Annotated in this window: 15 protein-coding genes; 5 read left to right on the top strand and 10 right to left on the bottom strand. The window is 72.3% G+C overall.

Features of this window, described 5'->3' with window-relative positions; translation table 11 throughout:
* Positions 1 to 88: 88 nt before the first annotated feature.
* Both ASG32_RS30585 and ASG32_RS34665 read left to right on the top strand, forming a co-directional pair.
* The gene (locus ASG32_RS30585) at positions 89 to 1354 is read left to right on the top strand and encodes a glycosyltransferase family 4 protein (RefSeq protein WP_056533716.1); all 1266 of its coding nucleotides are present in this window, start codon (positions 89 to 91) and stop codon (positions 1352 to 1354) included.
* A gap of 211 nt (positions 1355 to 1565) precedes the next feature.
* On the top strand, positions 1566 to 1742 hold the full coding sequence (locus tag ASG32_RS34665; protein ID WP_165923182.1) for a hypothetical protein: 177 nt from the start codon (positions 1566 to 1568) through the stop codon (positions 1740 to 1742).
* Positions 1743 to 1763: 21 nt separating this feature from the next.
* Here ASG32_RS34665 and ASG32_RS30580 read toward each other — a convergent pair whose 3' ends face one another.
* From ASG32_RS30580 to ASG32_RS30560, 5 genes are all read right to left on the bottom strand, one after another.
* Positions 1764 to 4283, bottom strand: a complete 2520-nt coding sequence (locus ASG32_RS30580; protein WP_082558118.1) for an EAL domain-containing protein — start codon at positions 4281 to 4283, stop codon at positions 1764 to 1766.
* A 94-nt stretch (positions 4284 to 4377) separates the two neighbouring features.
* Complete coding sequence (locus tag ASG32_RS30575) at positions 4378 to 6060, bottom strand: acyl-CoA dehydrogenase family protein (RefSeq protein ID WP_056533714.1); 1683 nt, start codon at positions 6058 to 6060, stop codon at positions 4378 to 4380.
* A gap of 232 nt (positions 6061 to 6292) precedes the next feature.
* The gene (locus ASG32_RS30570; RefSeq protein WP_012321270.1) at positions 6293 to 6499 is read right to left on the bottom strand and encodes a hypothetical protein; all 207 of its coding nucleotides are present in this window, start codon (positions 6497 to 6499) and stop codon (positions 6293 to 6295) included.
* Between the two features lie 116 nt (positions 6500 to 6615).
* A complete protein-coding gene (locus ASG32_RS30565) occupies positions 6616 to 8178 on the bottom strand; it encodes an FAD-dependent oxidoreductase (protein WP_056533712.1) in 1563 nt (520 codons plus the stop codon).
* Between the two features lie 126 nt (positions 8179 to 8304).
* The gene (locus ASG32_RS30560) at positions 8305 to 9213 is read right to left on the bottom strand and encodes a DMT family transporter (RefSeq protein WP_056533711.1); all 909 of its coding nucleotides are present in this window, start codon (positions 9211 to 9213) and stop codon (positions 8305 to 8307) included.
* Positions 9214 to 9442: 229 nt separating this feature from the next.
* On the opposite strand from ASG32_RS30560, the gene ASG32_RS30555 reads away from it, so the two are divergent.
* Positions 9443 to 10330 carry a YihY/virulence factor BrkB family protein gene (locus tag ASG32_RS30555; RefSeq protein ID WP_056533709.1) on the top strand — a complete coding sequence of 296 codons (888 nt, stop codon included), beginning with the start codon at positions 9443 to 9445 and terminating at the stop codon, positions 10328 to 10330.
* Positions 10331 to 10379: 49 nt separating this feature from the next.
* Here ASG32_RS30555 and ASG32_RS30550 read toward each other — a convergent pair whose 3' ends face one another.
* A complete protein-coding gene (locus ASG32_RS30550; RefSeq protein WP_056533707.1) occupies positions 10380 to 12155 on the bottom strand; it encodes a glucan ABC transporter ATP-binding protein/ permease in 1776 nt (591 codons plus the stop codon).
* A 368-nt stretch (positions 12156 to 12523) separates the two neighbouring features.
* Positions 12524 to 13021, bottom strand: a complete 498-nt coding sequence (locus ASG32_RS30545) for a CAP domain-containing protein (protein ID WP_056533705.1) — start codon at positions 13019 to 13021, stop codon at positions 12524 to 12526.
* Between the two features lie 186 nt (positions 13022 to 13207).
* On the opposite strand from ASG32_RS30545, the gene ASG32_RS30540 reads away from it, so the two are divergent.
* Positions 13208 to 14308 (top strand): GGDEF domain-containing protein, encoded by a 1101-nt coding sequence (locus ASG32_RS30540; RefSeq protein WP_056533703.1) that lies wholly within the window; start codon positions 13208 to 13210, stop codon positions 14306 to 14308.
* On the opposite strand, the gene ASG32_RS30535 is transcribed toward ASG32_RS30540, so the two are convergent.
* Positions 14261 to 16978: a DUF3772 domain-containing protein gene (locus tag ASG32_RS30535; protein ID WP_056533701.1), complete on the bottom strand. Its 2718-nt coding sequence runs from the start codon at positions 16976 to 16978 to the stop codon at positions 14261 to 14263. The genes ASG32_RS30540 and ASG32_RS30535 overlap by 48 nt on opposite strands.
* 521 nt (positions 16979 to 17499) lie before the next feature.
* Here ASG32_RS30535 and ASG32_RS30530 point away from each other — a divergent pair.
* On the top strand, positions 17500 to 18048 hold the full coding sequence (locus ASG32_RS30530) for an HNH endonuclease (RefSeq protein ID WP_020094004.1): 549 nt from the start codon (positions 17500 to 17502) through the stop codon (positions 18046 to 18048).
* Between the two features lie 16 nt (positions 18049 to 18064).
* On the opposite strand, the gene ASG32_RS30525 is transcribed toward ASG32_RS30530, so the two are convergent.
* A complete protein-coding gene (locus ASG32_RS30525) occupies positions 18065 to 18268 on the bottom strand; it encodes a hypothetical protein (RefSeq protein WP_244492306.1) in 204 nt (67 codons plus the stop codon).
* A gap of 78 nt (positions 18269 to 18346) precedes the next feature.
* Positions 18347 to 19291, bottom strand: a complete 945-nt coding sequence (locus tag ASG32_RS30520) for an outer membrane beta-barrel protein (protein WP_056533697.1) — start codon at positions 19289 to 19291, stop codon at positions 18347 to 18349.
* Positions 19292 to 19324 lie beyond the last annotated feature (33 nt).

Genomic DNA, 19324 nt, shown 5'->3' with positions numbered 1-19324 from the left:
CGGGAGGATGAGGCAAACCGGTTTACGGGCGATCAACCGCGGCCGGATACAGCTGTCGGTCCCGGATCGCAGCGGCGGAAGTCCTGACGTGCACGTCGTCCTCGTCGCAGACCACGCCGCGATCAACGGCGGCCAGGCCAAGGTCGCCATCGAATCCGCCCTGGGGCTCGCCGCCCGGGGGGTCCGCGTCAGCCTGTTCGCCGCGGTCGGCCCGGTGGACCCGCGGCTCGAGCCGGCCGGCGTCCGGGTGGTCTGCCTGGACCAGGACGACGTCACCACGGCGCGCAGCAAGCTCGCCTTCGCGGCCCAGGCGATCTGGAACGGGCCGGCCTGCCGCGCCCTGGCGGCGGAACTCGCCGCCTGCGATCCCCGCGACACGCTGGTCCACGTCCACGCCTTCGCCAAGGCGCTGTCGCCGTCGATCGGCACCGCGCTCCGGGCCTCGGGGCTGCCCTGCCTCTACACGATGCACGAGTTCTTCCTCGTCTGCCCGACCGGCGGCTTCTACGCCTACCCGGCGCAGCGGATCTGCCACCGCACCCCGATGTCGCCCGCCTGCATCGTGGCGAACTGCGACGCGCGCAGCTACCCGCGCAAGGTGGCCCGGATGGTCCGCCATGCCGGCCTCGCCCACGTGGCCCGGTTGCCGGAGCTGTTCGCCCACGTCATCACGATCAGCGACCTGCAGGAGAGCGTCGTGCGGCCGCTCCTGCCCCGCGGCACCGCCTTTCACCGGGTCGACAACCCCATCGCGGTGGCGCCGGCGCCGGTCCACGACGGGCCGCCGGGCGACTTCCTGTTCGTCGGGAGGATCTCTACCGAGAAGGGCGCGCCGATCTTCGCCGAGGCGGCCCGCCGGGCGGGCGTGCGGGCGGCCTTCGTGGGCGACGGCCCCGAACGGGCCGACCTCGCCGCGCGCTATCCCGAGGCGGTGATGCTCGGCTGGCGCGACGCCGCGGCCGTGCAGGCGCTGATGCGGCGGGCCCGGGCGCTGGTCTTCCCGAGCGTCTGGTACGAGGGCCAGCCGCTCACCGTCTACGAGGCGCTGGCCTGCGGCGCGCCGGTGATCGTGAGCGACGCCTGCGCGGGCCGCGAGGCCGTGGCCGACGGCGAGACCGGATTCTGGTTCCGCTCGGGCGACCCGGACGACCTCGCCGCGCACCTGCGCCGCCTGACCGACGACGGCCTCGCCGCCCGGATGGGCCGGGCCGCGCACGAGCGCTACTGGGCCGCGCCCCTGACCCTGGACACCCATCTCGACCGTCTCGAGGCCGTCTACGGGACGGTCCTGCGCGAGGCCGCGGCCCGCGTGCCGGCCCACGGCCCGCTCGGGCGGCCGTTCGCGACCGCCTGAGGACGATTCCGGTGCGCACGTCCTCGCGAGCGCGGCGGAGCAATCCAGGGCAGCGGGTCGCCTCGGCACGCGGCGCGGTTCTGCGTCGCTCCGCTGCGCGCGCGATGACGGGGCGCACCGATCAGGCCCGAAAGATCGGAAACACCCGCCCTCCCTCGCGTTGATGCCCACCGGCACCCTTGCGTGCCTCCGTCACGGACGAGCGAGCGACATGGCCGAGACCCACAAGCCGAACGAGACCAAGCCGGGCTTCCAGCAGGGCAGCGCCAAGCCGGGCGACGCCAAGAACCCCGACAACAAGCAGGAGAAGCTGAACGAGCGCCTGGACGACGCCCTGGAGGAGACCTTCCCGTCGAGCGACCCGGTCTCGGTGAAGGTCACCAAGTAGGTCCCGCGCGGGCCGGGCGGATCAGGCCGCCCGGTCGTCCGGGACCGCCTCCCGCGCGCGCTCGATCAGGCGGCGGGCCTCGGGGCCCGGGACCGCGCGGCTGAACAGGAAGCCCTGCACCTCGTCGTAGCCCTCGGCGCGGAGCATCGCGAGTTGATCGGCGGTCTCGACGCCCTCGGCCGTGGTGGCGATGCCGAGGCTGGTGCCCAGGCTCGCCACCGCGCGCACGATCGCCGTGCAGTGGGTGTTCTCGCCGACTTGGCTCACGAAGGAGCGGTCGAGCTTGATCTTGTCGAACGGGAAGCTGCGCAGGTAGCCGAGGCTGGAATAGCCGGTCCCGAAATCGTCCATCGCGATCCGGATGCCCATGGCCCGCAACGCGTGCAGCGTCGCGAGGTTGGCGGCGCTGTCGACGAGCAGGACCGATTCGGTGATCTCCAGCTCGAGGCGCCGCGGGTCGAGCCCCGCGGCGGCGAGCGCCCCGCGCACGGTCTCGACCAAGTCGCGGTTGCGGAACTGGATCGGGGAGAGGTTCACGGCGAGCCGGATCGCCTCCGGCCAAGTCGCCGCCTCGGCGAAGGCGGTCTGCATCACCCAGGCGCCGATCGGCACGATCAGGCCGGTCTCCTCGGCGAGCGGCACGAACTCGGCCGGAGAGACCGGGCCGTGCTCCGGGTGGTGCCAGCGCAGCAGCGCCTCGAAGGCGAGGATCCGACCGGCGCGGGCATCCATCAGCGGCTGGTAGACCAGCGAGAACTGGCCGCGGGCGAAAGCCTCGCGCAGCTCGTTCTCGCGCCGCCGCCGCGCCTGCACCCAGGCATCCATCTCCGGCTCGAAGCACCGGAAGGTGCCGCCGCCCTCGGCCTTCGCCCGGTAGAGGGCGAGGTCGGCGTTCTTCATCAGCGTCTCGGGATCGGTTCCGTCCCGGGGCAGGCAGGCGACGCCGATGCTGGTGCCGATGTGGCAATCCTGGCCGTCCAGCCGGAAGGGGCGGCCGAGCTCGGCGATCACCCGCGCGACCAGCCCGTCGGCCAGCGCCGGGAGGTCCGGCCCGCGCACCAGGATGGCGAACTCGTCGCCGCCGAGCCGGGCCACGAGGTCGTCCTCGCGCAGGCAGCCGGCGATCCGCTCGGCCGCCTCGCGCAGCAGCGCGTCGCCGACCGGGTGGCCCAGCGTGTCGTTGACGATCTTGAACTTGTCGAGGTCGAGGCAGAGCAGCACCGCCGCCTCGCCGTCCCGGGCGTGGCGGGCGATCGCCTCGGCGAGGCGGTCCCGGAACAGCACGCGGTTCGGCAGCCCGGTGAGCGCGTCGTGATGGGCCATGTGGGCGATGCGGGCCTCGGCCCGGCGCCGCTCGGTCATGTCGATGGCGGCCTCGAGCACCGCCTGCCGCCCCTCGAACGGCATCGCCCGCTGGAACAGGGACACCTCGATCGCGGAGCCGTCGGCGCGGCGGTGGAGGGTGCCGGTGGGCGGCAGGCCGGGTGCCGGCGCCGCGTCGGCGGCCATGGCGAGATCGGCCGGCGCCCGCTCCAGGAACTGCTCGCGGCTGTAGCCGTAATGGGCGATGGCCGCGTCGTTGACCGCCAGGAACCGGTCGCGCGCGTCGGCCACGACCCACATCGGCACCGGGTTGTTCTCGAACAGGAGCCGGAACGAGGCCTCTCGGGCCTTGATGTCGCCGACATCCGTCATCGTGACCGAGACGAGATCGCCGACGCAGCCCGCCTCGACCTTGAGGTAGAGCGTGCCGCCGTCGGAGCGGGGACGGCTCAGCTCGAAGGCCGCGCGCCCGCCCCGCTCGACCATGGCGGCGAGCGTCGCGATCGTCCGCGCGGTGACGGCCCCCGGGAAGAGCTGGCCCACGCGCTGCCACTGCAGGGCGGCGGCGGGGCGCTCCAGCAGGCGCTCGGCCCCGCGGTTGAGGGCGACGATCTTGAAATCGACCGGCCGGCCGGCCGCGTCCCGGACCGTGCTGAGGGCCAGGATGCCCTGGTCGGTGGCGGTGAACATCGCCTGGACCAGCTCGGTCCGGACGCTCGCCCCGTCGAACCCGACCAGCACGAACGGCTCGCCCCAGCGGTTGCCCAGGGGCACGCCGACGAGGCGGGTCGACGTCACCACCCCGGCGGCGAGGCGATCGCACCGGGCGTAGGCGGGCTGGCCGGACGTGAGGGCGGCCGCGACCATCTCGTCGACGGGCTCGCGCAGCTCGATCGGGAGCGCGTCGACTGGGAGGGTCTTCGTCGGGATGATCTCGGCCGGGACGATCCCGGACAACGAGCCCTCCGCGCCTTCGGCACCCTGCGCGAGCCAGGCGCCGAAGACCTGGCCCGCCCAGAGGATCCGGTCGGCCCGCCCGTCGCGGGTCGTCACCAGGGCGGCCCGGTCGGCGAGGCGGCCGAGGCTCCCGAGCACGACGGCCTCGTAGGACGGGATCGGCGCCCCCGGCGTCCGGCAATCCTGCCAGTGCCGGAGGAGGTTCTTGCCCGTCTGTCCGTCATCGTGCTGCGCGCTCACCGAGCCGCCCCAGTTGTTCACCGGGCGCCAGGAAGCAGGGACTTCGTTTAAGCCGGGTTCATATGCCGACTTATAATCCCATGATACGTACTATTCCCCAGCTCTAGCCAGGATTTCAGGCAGACTCGAGCAGCCGGCGGGCGATCACCTGCGCCTGGATCTCCGCAGCGCCCTCGAAGATCGAGAGGATGCGCGCGTCGCACAGGATCCGGCTCACCGGGTACTCGAGCGCGAAGCCGTTGCCGCCGTGGATCTGGAGGGCGTTGTCGGCCGCCGCCCAGGCGACGCGGGCGCCGAGCAGCTTCGCCATCCCGGCCTCTAGGTCGCAGCGCTTGCCCTCGTCTTTCTCGCGGGCCGAGAAGTAGGTGAGCTGGCGGGCGATGTTGATCTCCACCGCCATCATGGCGAGCTTGTCGGCCACCCGCGGGAAGTTCACCAGCGCCTTACCGAACTGGACCCGCTCCTCGGCGTAGCGCAGGCCGACGTCGAGGGCCGACTGGGCGACGCCGATGGCGCGGGCCGCGGTCTGGATGCGGGCCGACTCGAAGGTCTGCATCAGCTGGGCGAAGCCCTTGCCCTCGACCTCGCCGAGCAGGTTGCCGCCCGGCACCTCGAAGCCCTCGAAGGCGAGCTCGTACTCCTTCATGCCGCGGTAGCCGAGCACCTCGATCTCGCCGCCCGACAGGCCCTGGACCGGGAAGGGATCCTCATCCGTGCCGCGGGGCTTCTCGGCGATCAGCATGGAGAGGCCCTTGTGGCCCTTCTCCTCGGGCTTGGTGCGCACCAGCACCGTCATGATGTCGGCGCGGACCGGGTGGGTGATCCAGGTCTTGTTGCCGGTAATCTTCCAGACGTCGCCCTCCTTCACCGCGCGGGTACGCAGGCTCGCGAGGTCGGAACCGGTGTTCGGCTCGGTGAAGACGGCGGTGGGCAGGATGTCGCCGGAGGCGATCTTCGGCAGGAAGCGCTGCTTCTGCTCCTCGGTGCCGCCGCACAGGATCAGCTCCGCGGCGATCTCCGAGCGGGTGCCCAGCGAGCCGACGCCGATATAGGCGCGGGACAGCTCCTCCGAGACCACGCACATGGCGGTCTTCGGCAGGCCCATGCCGCCGTACTCCTCGGGGATCGTCAGGCCGAAGACGCCGAGTTCGGCCATCTTCTGCACGATCTCCATCGGGATGTAGGCGTTCTTCAGGTGCCACTCGTGCGCCTGATCGACCACCTCGGCCTTGCCGAAGCGGCGCATCTCGGAGCGGATCGCCTCCATGTCCTCGTCGAGGCCCGAGGCGCCGACGGTCGCCGAGCCGCCGCCGTCGCGCATCAGCGCCACCAGGGCGGCGCGGTTCTCGGGGGTGTTGCCATCGGCGATCAGAGTCTCGACCGCGTCCGTGCGGTACGGGGCCACCTCCTTGGCGGTGAGGCCGAGCGACCCGGTGACGCGGACCATCTCGCCCTGGCTCATCGGGATGCCGGAGAACAGCTGGTCGAGATACTCGCCGGCGCCGATCCGGACGAGGAGCGCCTCGGTCTCGCCGAACCGGCCCTCCCCTTGCAGGCGCTCGGCGTAGCCGCCGAGCTCGTTCACCGCCTCCGCGTAGGTCGCGAGCCACGCGAGCCCGTGGGCGGCGTGCTGCTGGCCCTCGAGCTTGGCCGCGTCGATCCGCCCGTCCGTCCCGAGGATCCGCGTGCGGACCCGGCGCGTGGCCTCGGCGGCCAGCGCCTTCGCGCTCTCACCGGCGGCCTTGGTGAGGGCCACGAGATCCTGCGGCTCGGTCTGGATGGCGGGGGATGCGGACATGGTTCTCTGCTCGCGTGGCGTCTTCTTGGATCGGGTCTTTTAACCTGCCGCGGTCCAGAGCCGAAGCAGATTTCGTTTGCCTCGCCTTGAACTGAAGTTGAATACCGGCGCTGGCGGGCCGGCGCGCAGCCCTGCGAAGTCAAGGCCTGACCGGCGCGGCGACGCGCGACGCTCCGGACACTGATGATCGTGCCTTCAGCCTACTGAAACCTGCTCGCCGGACGGCCCCGGCTCAGCGCCTCTGCTCGCACCGGGTCTTCAGGTAGGACCCGTCCTCGCCCTTGAAGCCGGCATTGGCCGCCAGGACCGGACCCTGGACGAGGCATTCCTGGAGCGTGTGGGCCGGGCCCGTCACCACGTCGATAGCGGTCTCGCGCGAGCAGTCCGGGGCCTGGACGGAGGCGGCGCAGATGAGGGCGACGACGATGATCTGGTTCATGGGGCCTCCCGTGCGGGCCCGGCTCACGAGACGGCGGGCGGCGTCTACCGAAAGATGGACCGCCCGACCTTGTTCCCTCGGTCCGGCCGCCCCGACGTGGCGCCGATGTCGCGCCGTCACACCAGCCCGGCGAGATCCGCACCGGCCTCGATCCGGTCGGGGGCGGGCACGCGGCCCTCGCCCAGCAGGTGGAGGAACGCCGTGAAGGCGGGGTTGCGGCCGATGCTGCAGGCGGCCACCGCGCGGTTGTCGCGGACGTAGTAGGCGATGAAGTCGAGCGCCGCCGGGTCGCCCTGCAGGATGATCCGCTCGAAATCCGGCGCGTAGCCGCCGTAATCCAGGCGCTTGTCGCCCTGGTTGCTCCAGAAGAACGGCGCCCCCGCGAAGGCGCCGGTGGCGCCGAGCATCGCCCGGGCGACGTGCGTGCCGTGCTGCTGCGCCAGCCGCCAGTGCTCGATCCGCGCCGTGACGCCGCTGCCGCGCTCCGGGAAGGCCGCGATGTCGCCCGCGACCCAGACGTTGTCGGCGAGCTTCAGTTCGGCGCCGACCGGGAGGCCGCCGGACTCGTCCGGCTCCACCCCGGCGACGATCCCGGTCTCCGGCGCGGCGCCGGCGCCGATCAGCACGAGGTCGCCCGGAAGCCGCGCGCCGTCCTCGGTCTCGACGGCCTCGACGGAGCCGGTGCCGGCGATCCGCGCGACCGTGCCGGTCACGAAGGTCACGCCGTTGCCGGCGTGGTAGCGCTTCAGCGCCGCACCCACGGCCTCGCCGAAGCGCTTGGCGAAGGGGACCTCCTCCCGGGACAGGACCGTCACCGACAGGCCGCGCTTGGTCAGGAAGGCCGCGGCCTCCAGGCCGATGAAGCCCGCGCCGATCACCACCACGCGCGTCGCCCGTTCCACCGCGGCGCTGAGGCGCACCGCGTCGTCGAGGCTGCGCAGGGTCATGACGCCGTCGAGATCCCTTCCCTCGAAGTCCGGCACCACCGCGCGGCTGCCGGTAGCGATCAGCAGCGCGTCGCCGGTGAGTGTGCGCCCGTCCGCCAGCGCGACGCTGCGGCCGGCCGGATCGATCCGGGTCGCCTCGGCCTCGACCCGCTCGACCCGGTGGGCGGCGGCGAAATCCGGCTCCAGCAGGGTCTTCTCGGCCGGGGTGGGCTTGGCCAGGAACTGCTTGGACAGCTTGGTCCGGTCGTAGGGCGGGTGGCCCTCGCGGCCGACCAGGGTGATCGCCCCCGCGAAGCCCTCGCGCCGGAGCGTGGTGACGCAGGCGGCGGCGGCCGCACCGGTGCCGACGATCAGGACATGCGCGACGGGCGTTTCCGCCCGCTTGGCCGGAGGAGGCTCAGGGCTGAGGGTCGCCACCGCCTCGCCGCCCTCGATCCGGACGGGATAGCGGGTCAGCGCCTCCAGCGCCGGCGGCTCCTCTAGGCTGCCGTCGGCGACCGCGAAGGCCGCCTTGTGCCAGGGGCAGTAGAGCCGGCCGCCGCAGATCTCGCCCTTGGCCAGCGGCGCGCCGAGATGCGGGCACTTCGCCTGGAAGGCGCGCACCCCGTCGGCGTCGCGCACGAACAGCACCGCGTCGTCGCCCGCGGCCCCCTCGCCCTTGCCCTCGGCCTTGCCGCCGAGAGGGATCGCGTCGAGGGCGAGGCGGATCTCGCGGGGCTTGTCCTGGTTCATCCTCGCCTCGCGCGCTGCCGGCCCGGGCCGATCCGGCCCGCGCGCACCAAACCGCGAGGGCGCGAAGGGTTTCCGCGCCTTCCGTCGCAGGGGTCGCGGCCTCGGCGGCGACCGCCCGCGGCCATCTCAGCCGCGGCTCGCCACCGCAACGCCGAGGGCGGCGAGCGCCATGCCGGCGCCCTGCATGGGGGTCAGCACCTCGCCGAACAGCAGGTAGCCGAGGACGGCCGCGACCGGCGGCACGAGGAAGAACAGGGCGGCGACGCCCGCCACCGCGCCCCGCCGGATCAGCACCAGCAGCAGCAGGATCCCGGCGACCGAGTTGACCAGGACCGCCCAGCTGAGGCCGAGCCACAGGGCGGGCGCCGGATCGAACGCGGTGCCGCCGAAGGCGAGCGCCAGCGGGATGGCGCAGGCCATGCCGCCGACGAACTGGAGGGTCGCGCCGGCCAGGAGATCGACCTGGCCGCCGGTGCGCTTCTGCCAGAGCGTGCCGAGGGTCAGCGCCAGCACCCCCAGGAGGCTGACGGCCAGCGCCGCCGGCGGGATCCCGGACGGGTCCGTGGCGCCGAGCTTCGGGGCGAGCACGAGGCCGGTGCCGACGAAGCCCATGAGGATCCCGAGCGCCCGCCGGCCGCTGACGCGCTCGCCCAGCAGCGGCTGCGCCAGGAGCGCGGTGAGCAGCGGCTGGAGGCTGCCGACGAGCGCCGCGATTCCGGCCGGCAGCCCGTGGCTCACCGCCCAGAAGACGCCCGACAGGTAGACGCCCTGCATCAGGAAGCCCGCGACGACCGGGTCGCGCCACCCCGCCCGGTCCGCCGGCCAGCGCACCCGGGCGGCCGCAGCGATCAGGGCCAGCACCAGGGCGACGGCCGTGAAGCGGATTGCGGTGAAGGCCAGCGGATCGACGTGCGGCACGACCGCCCGGGCCGAGATGAAGCCCGTGGCCCAGATCGGGATGAACAGCGCCGGGAGAGCGCCGGACGCGAGCGTCGACGGGCGGGAGAGCGTAGGCATGGCCGCCGGACGGAGCATGCCGGCGCGCCCGGCGCAACGGTGATCTTGCCCGTGGGGCGCGACCGGCACCGGCGTGGCGCGGACGCGTCACCGGCCGCCGATCGGGACCGGAGCGGGCCGACGGCGTTGACGCGCGGGTGCCGGCGCCGTTCATCGGCGGACCTCTCCCGGAGAGGGCCGCCCCGAGGATCGCGCGATCGAGGATCGTTGGACACCCGTGAAACCCCTCCGCAGCGGATTACAGGTCATGGGCGTCGCCGCGCAGCGCTTCGTCTCCCATGACGGCTGGGCGATCGCGAGCCACATCGCGCTCTCGAGCCTGACCTCGCTGTTCCCGTTCCTGATCCTGCTGGCGGCGCTCGCCGGCCTGTTCGGCACCCAGTCGCTGGCCGACGAGGCCGGGGTGCTGATCTTCGACGCGTGGCCGCGGGAGATCGCCAAGCCGATCGTCGGCGAGGTGCACCGGGTGCTCACCGAGCAGCGCAGCGGCGTGCTGACGCTCGGCGCGCTGTTCGCCCTGTACTTCTCCTCCTCGGGCGTCGAGAGCCTGCGGGTCGGGTTGAACCGGGCCTACGGCCTGCGCGAGAGCCGGCCCTGGTGGCTGACCCGCCTCGAATCGATCGGCTACGTGATCTGCGGCGCCTTCGCGATGCTGGCCTTCGCGCTGCTCGTGGTGCTGGGGCCGCTGATCTGGCGCAACGTCGTCCTGGTGGCGCCGGGCCTGGAGCCCCTGAGCCTCACGGTGGCGATCGGGCGGATCGCCGTCACGGCCCTGCTGCTCGCCGTCGTGCTGGTCATCGCCCACAAGTTCGTCGCGGCCGGGCGGCGCTCGATCCTGTCGGTGCTGCCGGGGATCGGGGTGACCCTGCTCCTGTGGTTCTTCGCCGGCCTCGGCTTCGGCTACTACCTGGACCGGTTCTCCAACGCCTACGCGTCGACCTACGGGGGGCTGGCCACGGCGATGGTGTTCCTGGTCTTCCTCTACTGGCTCGCCGCCATGTTCCTGTTCGGCGGCGAGATCAACGGCACGGTGATCGCCGCCCGCCGCACCCGCCTGCAGGCGAAGATGCTGGCGCGCCGGGCCGAGATGGAGGGCCGCAGGGCCGGGACGGGGGTCCCGGGACCAGGCGCCTGACGCCTCTCGGCCCCCGCCCCGACGACGCGGTGGCCCCGGCGGCGGCGGCTCACGCCGCCAGCGCCAGCCCCTCGTCCTCCTCCGCCTGGGCCGCCATGAACTGCGCCCGGGCGAGCTCGGCGAAGCGGCCGCCCTCGGCCACCAGCTGGTCGAAGGTGCCGGCCTCGACGATCCGGCCCTCGTGGAACACCAGGATCCGGTCGGCGTCGCGGATCGTCGCGAGGCGGTGGGCGATCACGAAGGTGGTCCGCCCCTCCATCACGGTCTCCAGGGCGCCCTGGAGCTTGCGCTCGGTGGCGGCGTCCAGCGCCGAGGTCGCCTCGTCGAGGATCAGGATCGGCGGGTTCTTCAGGAGCGCCCGGGCGATCGAGAGCCGCTGGCGCTCGCCGCCCGAGAGCGACCGGCCGCGCTCGCCGATCACCGTGTCGAGCCCGTCGGCCTGGCGCGCCATGAAGGCGCTGGCCTGGGCGCGCTCCAGCGCGTCGAGCATCTCGGCGTCGGTGGCGTCGGGGCAGCCGACCTGCAGGTTCTCGCGGATCGAGCGGGCGAACAGCATCGGCTCCTGGAACACCACGCCGATGTTGTGGCGCAGCGAGGCGAGGCCGACGTCGCGGATGTCCATGCCGTCGATCCGGATCGCGCCGGAGGCCGGGTCGAAGCTGCGGTGCAGGAGGCCGAGCGTCGTCGACTTGCCCGAGCCGGTGGTCCCGACCAGCGCGATCGTCTCGCCGGGCTTGGCGGTGAACGAGACCCCGTCGAGCGCCTGGCGCCTTCCGTCGTACGAGAAGGCGACGTCCTCGAAGGTGACCGCGCCCTCGAAGCGGGCGACCTGCCGGGCGTGCGGCCGGTCGGCCACCGCCGGGACGGTGTCGTAGATCTCGAAGAACTCGGCGATCTTCGGCGCCTGCTGGAACAGGCCGTTGACGAAGCCGACCACGTGGTCGAGCCGGGCCACGAAGGCGGTGGCGAGGCTCATGAAGGCCACGACCTCGCCCACCGTGGTGGTGCCGGCCTGGTAGAGCCAGATGCCGGTGACGAAGATCGCCGTCATGGTGATGGTCGCGGAGGCGCGGGTCGCCACGTTGGCGAGCGCCCACCAGGACAGGACCGGGATCTGCGCGGCGAGCAGGTTGGTGATGATGCCGCGCATCGCCTCCTTCTCGGCCTTGGCGCGGGTGAAGGACTGGATCACCGCGACGTTGCCGAGGGCGTCAGAGGCGTGGGCGGCCAGCCCCGAGTTGAACGCCTCGACCTGGCCCTGCAGCGTCTCGGTCCGGCGCATGACGAAGGTGGTGAGCGCCGTGAAGGCCAGCACCAGCACCACTAGGATCGAGCCGAGCTGCCAGTTGATGAACAGGGTCATCGGCAGGAGCACGCCGAGCGAGACCAGGGCGACGAGGTGGTCGCGGAAGAAGCCGAGCCACAGCCACGCCATGCCGTTCGTGCCCTCCAGCATCGCCTTCAGGACGCGGCCGGAATGGTTGGCCGAGTGGAAGGCGAGCGGCAGGTCGAGGACGTGCTCGAAGTAGCTCGCCATCGACGACAGGCGGTTGCGGTGCGCCAGCCGGTCGGCGTGGAGCGCGATGAACACGCCCGCCGCGATGGTGAAGAAGCCGAACGCCACCCAGGCGGCGAGCAGGGGCAGCATCGTGCCCATGGCGTCGCCGCCGCGCTTGAGATGGGTCAGCTGGTCGATGATCCGGCCCATCAGCAGGGGCTCGGCGAAGGCCGCGATCGCCAGGACCACGTTGGTGACGGCCAGGCCTATCGCCAGCCGCCGCTCTGCCTTCAGAAATCCCAGGACCCGCCCGTACAGACGAACCATCGTACCGCTCCGCCACCCCTGGCGCGGCCCGTGTGACCCGGGTCTCACGCCTTCACCGAGGAGGTCCGCGCGGCCGGCATGCGTGCCGGATCCGCGTCAAACCCCTCGTACGAAACGGGTATGCCAGCGCCTGCCTGAACGGGCGATGACGGGCCGATACAGGTTCGAAACAGTCGCCTTTACGGTTGCTTCAGCAAAGTTTCTCGAAGCTTAGCGCGGACCCGCCGCGTCCTGGACGCGCGGGCGGTGCCCGACGGCTCGGCGGCATCGGCGCGCCGTTCATGATCGACGGCGTCCGGCTGTCCGGACGACCGATTCGCCTCCCGCCGGCGAGGCCCCCTCCATGCCGGCCGACCGGTGGGGTGCCGCTACTTCGCGGTGAGGAGCGCCCAGTAGACCTTGTACTTCGAGCCCGGGGCGTAGGCGGTGGCGATCCCCATCCGGGTCGCCCCGGGCGCCAGCATGGTGGCGTCGTGGGGCGGGCTCTCGCGCCAGCCCGAGAAGGCCTCGGCCAGGGTGTGGTAGCCCGCCGAGAGGTTGGCGTTGACGTTCGCGTAGCCGAGCCGCTCGACGGCGGCTTTGACGGTCTGGGCCCGGCTCGGCCGGTCGGCGAGCGCCATGGCGGCCGCCTCGGCCTCGGCGAGGCGCTGCAGTTCGGGATCGACCGTCAGCGGCGGCGCGCCGCGGTTGCGGCGGTAGGACGAGATCATGTCGCGGGCCGCCTCGACGTCGATATGCGCGCTGTTGCTGGCGAGCGGCAGGTAGATGCTCGGCAGCCCGGCGCTGCTCGGCAGCCCGGCGCTGCTCGGCGGCTGGGCGGCGCAGCCGCCGAGCAGCGCCGCCGCCAGTGCGGCCGGGCCGACCATCCGGGCCCCGGTCCTGATCCGGGCGAGCCCGCGCCCCGCATGTCGACCGTCCCGATCGCGTCTCGTCACGTTTCACCCATCCCTGCGACGGCCCCACCGCCCAGCCGCCATATAGGGGCTGCCGCTCGGCCGCGCATCGGACGGTTAGGGCTTCCTCAAAGGCCCTCCGTCTAAAATCGCACACCGATGACGACCGCGCGTTCCCTGGCCCCGGTGGATCCGCCCCGCGACCGACCCGTCGGCGGGTGCGCGGACCCGTCGACCGCGTCTGAGGCCGCAGTCGAGGCGGCGTCGGAGGCCGCGGCCGCGCGCGCCCTCCAGCGGGCGATCCTCCGCCAGCAGGCCGGCCTGCTGGCGCGGCAGGAGCGTGCCCTCGCGTCCGCCGGGATGGGCCTCTGGTCCTGCCGCCTGCGCGACGGCGCCCTCGACTGGTCCGGGGGCGTCCACGACCTGTTCGGCGTCCCCCGGGGCGCGGCGCTGCACCGGCCCCGGATCCTGGACCTCTACGAGCCGACCTCGCGACGCCTGCTGGAGACGGTCCGGCACCGGGCGATCGCCGGGAGCGGCGCCTTCGTGCTCGACGCCGAGATCCAGGCCGGGGGCCGGCGGCGCTGGATCCGGATCCGCGCCGCGGTCGAGGCAGAGGACGGGCACCCCGCCCGGCTGTTCGGAACCAAGCAGGACGTCACCGAGGAGATCGCCCGGTTGGCCGAGCTGAGCCGGCGCGCCGAGTGCGACCCGCTCACCGGGCTGGCGAACCGCCGCGGCTTCGAGGCGCGGTTCGAGGCCTGGACGGACGGCGCCGGTTCGGATCCCCTCGGCGCCCTGCTGCTGATCGACCTCGACGGGTTCAAGCCGGTCAACGACGTCCACGGCCACGCGGCCGGCGACCTGTGCCTCCGGCGCTCGGCCGCGCGGCTCGCCGCCGTCTGCCGGGACGCGGCCCTCGTGGCCCGCATCGGCGGCGACGAGTTCGCCGTGCTCCTGCGGGCGCCCGTCGACCCGCTCGCGCTGGTGGAGCGCGGCCGGCGCGTCGTCGCCGCCCTGAGCCGGCCGATCCCGTATCGCGGCCGGGAGTTGCGGATCGGCGCCTCCGTGGGGATCGCGGTGGGAGACGCCGCGGGTATGTCCAGCGGGCGCGGGGGCCGCGCCCGGCTGTTCGACTGGGCGGACGCGGCCCTCTACGCCGCCAAGGACGCGGGCGGGAACGCCGTCCGGATCGTCCTCGGCGGCGGCCGGTCAGGCACCGGCGCTGCGCAGCCCGCGGTCGCGCTGGGGGCGGGCTGATTCGCCGCCCTCGGGGACCGGCGCCGGCTGGATGAAGCGGCTGGCGATCTCGCCCATCGCGCTCTGCATCGTGTCGAGGCCCTGCACGGTGACGATGCTGGAGCCGGGCCCGAGCGGCGGGATGAAGCCCGCCTCCGAGAGGGTCGCGAACACCGAGAAGTTCAGGTCGGTCACCACCTTCTGGCCGAGGCTCACGTCCACGATCCAGACGAGCAGCTCGAATTCCAGGAACGGGTCGCCGATCTTCTTGAACACCACCCGGGGCGGGGGCTCCTTCAGGATGTCGGAGTGGCTCTGCGCGCAGGCCGTGATCATCTCGGCGGCGCGCACCGGGTCCTGGTTGCGCAGGACGCTCACCGTGATGCTGACGCGCCCGGTCCGGTCGCCCCGCACCCGGTTCTTCACCACCCCGGAGATCAGGTTCGAGTTCGGCACGATCACGGCCGAGCGGTCGAAGGTCTGGATCTCGGTGGAGCGGACCGAGATCCGCTTCACGATGCCCTCGGAATCGCCGATCACCACCTGGTCGCCGACCCGGATCGGGCGCTCCCACAGGAGGAGCAGGCCGGAGACGAAGTTGTTGACGATCGACTGGAGGCCGAAACCGATACCGACCGACAGGGCGCCGGCCACGATGGTGAGCTTCTCCAGGCTCAGGCCGAGATACGAGAAGGCCAGCGCCAGCGCGATCAGGAAGCCGCAATAGCCCGCCACCGTGGTGATCGAGTTGCGCAGGCCCGCGTCGAGGTCGGTGGCCGGCAGGTAGGTGTTCTCCAGCCAGCGCTGCACCCCGCGGGTGATGAACACGCCCATCACCAGGATGCCGATCCCGAAGGCGATGCTCGAGAGCGAGATCGTGACGTCGCCGACCTTGAAGCCGAAGAAGGCCTGCCGGACCGACGAGACGATGTCGGTGGAATCGAGTCCCCAGGGCGCCAGCACGAGGATCGCGGCCGCGAGGAACAGGACGAGCCGGGTCGCGCCGGTCGTCAGGACCGAGATCTGGTTGAGCGAGCGCTTGCGCAGGCCGGTATTGGCCTGGAGCGTGGTGGCGAGCCGCGTCTCGTCGCTGAGCGCGCGGCCGACGAAGATGTCGACGCTCTGGACCAGCAGGTAGAGCAGCACGAGGACGGCGGCGTCCCAGATCAGCTGGTCGATCAGGAAGGCCGCGAAGGCCACGTAGCCCACCAGCGCGCCGAGCCCGATCAGCGCCACCGCGGCCCAGCCCAGGAGCCGCGCCGGCCCGCCGATGCCCGTCGTGGTCTTGGTCGGCACGTAGGGGCCGAAGCAGGCCTCCTCCTCCTGCTCGGTGTCGGCGAACCGGTGGAGGCCGACCGCGAGGATCAGCGCGGTGGCGACCGCCCCGATGCCCCGCGTGGCGATGGAGATCGGCAGGGCCGCCGAGATCCCGGAATTCAGGGCCTCGACGGACTTCACCACGGTGATCACCGTGGCGATGCCGACGGCGAGCCGGGTCAGGCGCGTGGCCGCCGCGTCGCTCACCGGGGCGGGCCGCCACGCCGGCTTCTCGGGGCTGAGCAGCCCGTCGCAGAGGGCCTCCACGAAGGCGATGAAGGCCAGCCCTCCGAGGATCGCGGCGGCGACCGGCAGGAGCCGGGACGGCAGCAGGTTGGTGGAATCGAGGGCGTAGTAGACCGCGTAGGATCCGGCCACCGCCGGCACCGTGCCGAGCAGGATCACCCGCCAGGCGGCGAGCATCACGGCGCGCCGCGACGGGTCGGTCTTGGTGGCGTCCCGGCGGGCGCCCTTGGGGGCGATGTTGCGCCGGCCGAAATACAGCGCCACCGAGATCCCGAAGGCGAGCCCCAGGAACAGCAGGTTGGCGAGGTTGCCGTTGCGGGAAAACAGCAGCCCGATATCCGACACGGCGCTCTGCAGGGCGCGCGTGTCCCGGGGGACGTCGCCCATCACCTTGGTCCAGAGACCGGGGCCGACCAGCGGCTGGGAGCGCTGGAGCAGGTCGCGGGTGAACGATTCGCGGCGGCGATTCGAGACGCGGTCGACGATCTGGTCACCCTGCACCACCAGGGAGCGGGCGAGGCGCTGGGTCTCGTCGATGCGGGTGACGGCGGCCTCGCGCTCGGCGCGCTCGGCGGCGACGTCGGCGCTCTCCTGGGTATCCTTGGGTTTCGGCCCGAGCTGGGCCAGGCGCTCGCGCGCGGCCTCCAGCGGCGCGTCGAGCCGGGTGACCAGGGTGCGGATCTCGTCGGTGACCGTCACGGCGCTGTCGCGGATGGCGGTGAGGTCGGCCACCGTCAGCTCCGTGTGGCCGAGCTGCTTCTCGCGGGCGTCGAGCTCGGTCTTGGCGGCGTCGAGCTTGGCTCGGACCTTCTTGAACTGCTCGGGAACCTCGGCCTTGGCGGCCGGCGGGGGCGCGGGCTTCGCTTCGGCGGGTTTCGCGTCGGGCGCCTTCGCGTCGGGCGCCTTGCCGTCCGCGGGCTTGGCGTCGGGCGCGGCCTTGGTGTCGGCGGACTTGTGATCGGCGGGCTTCTGATCGGAAGACTTGGCGGCGGGCGCCGGATCCTGGGCGAAGGCCGGCAGGGTCAGGGCCGCCGGGGTTGCGAACACCAGCGCGGCGAGCAGGGCGAGTGCGCGGGACGGGCGCGGCGCGCCCTCCGGCTTCCGGGTCCGCGCTGGGATACGATGCATGAGCAACCTCTCGTCGGGCGCGCGGCGGCCGGCCGGAGTCCGGCATCGGCGAATCGGCGGCGATCGGGGACCGGGCGGGCCTCCTGGCGGCCGGGCGCTCTGGGCGAGCAATAGGGCGAAACCGTGCCGCTGCCCACCCCGGGCCTGATCCCGCGCCGGGTCCCGACTCCTCGAGCCCGCTGTGGGTGCGTCCCCGGGGCTCATCCGGAAAAGCTTCACAAGGGTGTCACGCTGGGATTAGATGAACACCTGATGGACAGGGCCTTTTCGTTGCTACGCGAAAGGGCGCGGCCGGTGGCGATACCGGCTCGGCCCGGCCGCGTTCCGGATGCTACCGCATCGACCGGCGCCCCCGCGCGCCGGCCCGCCGCCCTGTTGTTCCCTCTGTCTCTCCCGTCAAGCCGTCGCTCCGCGCGCCGGCTCGTCCCGTATCGGCCCCGGGCCGGTTCGGACGGGCCGGCGGGGCGGCGGCATGGTCCCGCGCGTCTCACGCGCCAGAGCTAGTCCGAAGAGTCGCGCCGATGATGGATCTCCAAACCCTCGTCCTCAACGCGGATTATCGGCCGCTCTCGTACAATCCGCTCTCCCTCTGGTCGTGGAAGGACGCCTTCACAGCCCTGTTCCTCGACCGCGTCACCCTGGTGGCGAGCTACGACGTCGAGGCGCGCTCGCCCTCGCGCGCGCTGCGGGTGCCGAGCGTCGTGGCGCTGAAGAACTACGTGGCGCTGGCCCGCAGCCCGGCCTTCACCCGCTACAACATCTACCTGCGCGACGGTTTCAGCTGCCAGTATTGCGGCCTGCGGCTGCCCTCGGGCGGCCTGACCTTCGACCACGTGGTGCCGCGCTCCCGGGGCGGCCTGTCGAGCTGGGAGAACGTCGTGGCGGCCTGCTCGCCCTGCAACCTGCGCAAGGCCAACCGAACGCCGGACGAGGCGGACATGCCGCTGATGACCGAGCCCCGGCGGCCGACGCGCTACGAGCTGCACCACCGGCAGCCCGAGTTCGATCACCGCCAATACCATCACACCTGGCTCGACTACCTGTACTGGGACAGCGAGCTGGAGAGTTGAGGGCGGCGCGGAGACCTCACCAAGCCGGCTCGCGGCGGGGCGGCTCGTTGTACATCGGGACGTTGTGGTTGCGCGGCAGGTAGCCCCGCACCAGGACGGGCGGGGGGACGGCGGGAACGGCCGGCACCGGCCTCACCCGGACGATCCGGCGCGTCGGGTGATGCGCCCCGCGGCGCTCCGCGAAAGCCGGTCCGTGGGCGAGCACGAGACCAGCGAGCAACGCAGTGCGCGACGCCAGGTGCCACAGCCTCGAGGGACGGTCAGTCATTGTCAGGATCCGGCCGGCGCGGGGGAATGATCAGAACTTGAGGGCCGCACCGCCGCGGACGGTATTCAGCTCCGCCTTGTGACCGTTGAAGTCCTGGAACCGCACATACTGGTACTCGCCGCGCACCAGGATGTTCGGCGTGATGGCGTATTCCAGGCCGAATCCGAGGGCGACGCCGCCGATGGTCTTGGTCCGGGCATTCGCGGTCAGCGTCGTCGGCGCGTACGGGACGGTCTGGACGCCCTGCCCGGTCGGCGTCGAGTTGTTAAGCGGGAAGTTCGGATTGAAGCTCGCGTAGCCGTGATTGTAGACGGCCACGGGCTGCCCAGTGGTCAGGGCCTGGTTCGCCGCGTAGGTGGTGGCGCTGTAGCCGTAATTCTGAACCGCCACGGTGTCGTTGATAGTCACGCGGCCGATCGCGGCGCCGGCGGTGACGTAGGGGAGCAGATTGCCGAACGCGTAGCCGGCCCGGCCCCGGATGGTACCGTAATCCTCGATCCGCGTGTTCGAGGTTCCGGACAGATTCACGTCTTCGGAGACACCTCCGGCGGTCGTCACGTTGCGACCGATGCGGTTGGTCGACCAGCTTCTCTGATCCGTGTGCGTGTAGTCGGCCTCGATGCCGAGGACGATATCGTCGAATTGCACGTTGTATCCGGCGAAGGCACCGAAGCTCGCCCCGTGGGTTCGCGTGCCCGGCAATGACAGAATTTTAGAGACGCTGAATTCAGTCTCGATGTCGCGATAGCTGAAGTAATTCGCCAGCGTGGACTGCATCGCGTTGCGCTGCGACAGGCCGCCCGACGTGAAGCCGCCGTGGCCGCCGACATATACGCCGCTCCAGTCGACCACCGGGGCCGGGACCGGGTCGTAATCCGCGCCGCGCAGGTAATCGTAATCCAGATCCGCGGCGCGCGCGGTGTTCACGCCGCAGAGACCGAGAACCGCCAGCAGCGGGAAAGTGACGGTACGCATCGGGATCGTCCTGGGACGGAAAAGACGGACGGC

The sequence above is a fragment of the Methylobacterium sp. Leaf361 genome, assembly GCF_001424445.1.
GTDB lineage: Bacteria > Pseudomonadota > Alphaproteobacteria > Rhizobiales > Beijerinckiaceae > Methylobacterium.
Note: the sequence above shows the minus strand (reverse complement) of the source record. Positions and strands in the feature narration are given on the sequence as shown.

What these genes read in the sequence shown, in the direction of transcription:
- ASG32_RS30545 (WP_056533705.1), bottom strand. Translation starts at nt 13,021, where the DNA reads ATGGTCGGCCCGGCCGCACTGGCGGCGGCGCTGCTCGGCGGCTGCGCC.
- ASG32_RS30560 (WP_056533711.1), bottom strand. Translation starts at nt 9,213, where the DNA reads ATGCTCCGTCCGGCGGCCATGCCTACGCTCTCCCGCCCGTCGACGCTC.
- ASG32_RS30530 (WP_020094004.1), top strand. Translation starts at nt 17,500, where the DNA reads ATGATGGATCTCCAAACCCTCGTCCTCAACGCGGATTATCGGCCGCTC.
- ASG32_RS34665 (WP_165923182.1), top strand. Translation starts at nt 1,566, where the DNA reads ATGGCCGAGACCCACAAGCCGAACGAGACCAAGCCGGGCTTCCAGCAG.
- ASG32_RS30555 (WP_056533709.1), top strand. Translation starts at nt 9,443, where the DNA reads ATGGGCGTCGCCGCGCAGCGCTTCGTCTCCCATGACGGCTGGGCGATC.
- ASG32_RS30520 (WP_056533697.1), bottom strand. Translation starts at nt 19,291, where the DNA reads ATGCGTACCGTCACTTTCCCGCTGCTGGCGGTTCTCGGTCTCTGCGGC.
- ASG32_RS30535 (WP_056533701.1), bottom strand. Translation starts at nt 16,978, where the DNA reads ATGCATCGTATCCCAGCGCGGACCCGGAAGCCGGAGGGCGCGCCGCGC.
- ASG32_RS30550 (WP_056533707.1), bottom strand. Translation starts at nt 12,155, where the DNA reads ATGGTTCGTCTGTACGGGCGGGTCCTGGGATTTCTGAAGGCAGAGCGG.
- ASG32_RS30565 (WP_056533712.1), bottom strand. Translation starts at nt 8,178, where the DNA reads ATGAACCAGGACAAGCCCCGCGAGATCCGCCTCGCCCTCGACGCGATC.
- ASG32_RS30575 (WP_056533714.1), bottom strand. Translation starts at nt 6,060, where the DNA reads ATGTCCGCATCCCCCGCCATCCAGACCGAGCCGCAGGATCTCGTGGCC.
- ASG32_RS30540 (WP_056533703.1), top strand. Translation starts at nt 13,208, where the DNA reads ATGACGACCGCGCGTTCCCTGGCCCCGGTGGATCCGCCCCGCGACCGA.
- ASG32_RS30570 (WP_012321270.1), bottom strand. Translation starts at nt 6,499, where the DNA reads ATGAACCAGATCATCGTCGTCGCCCTCATCTGCGCCGCCTCCGTCCAG.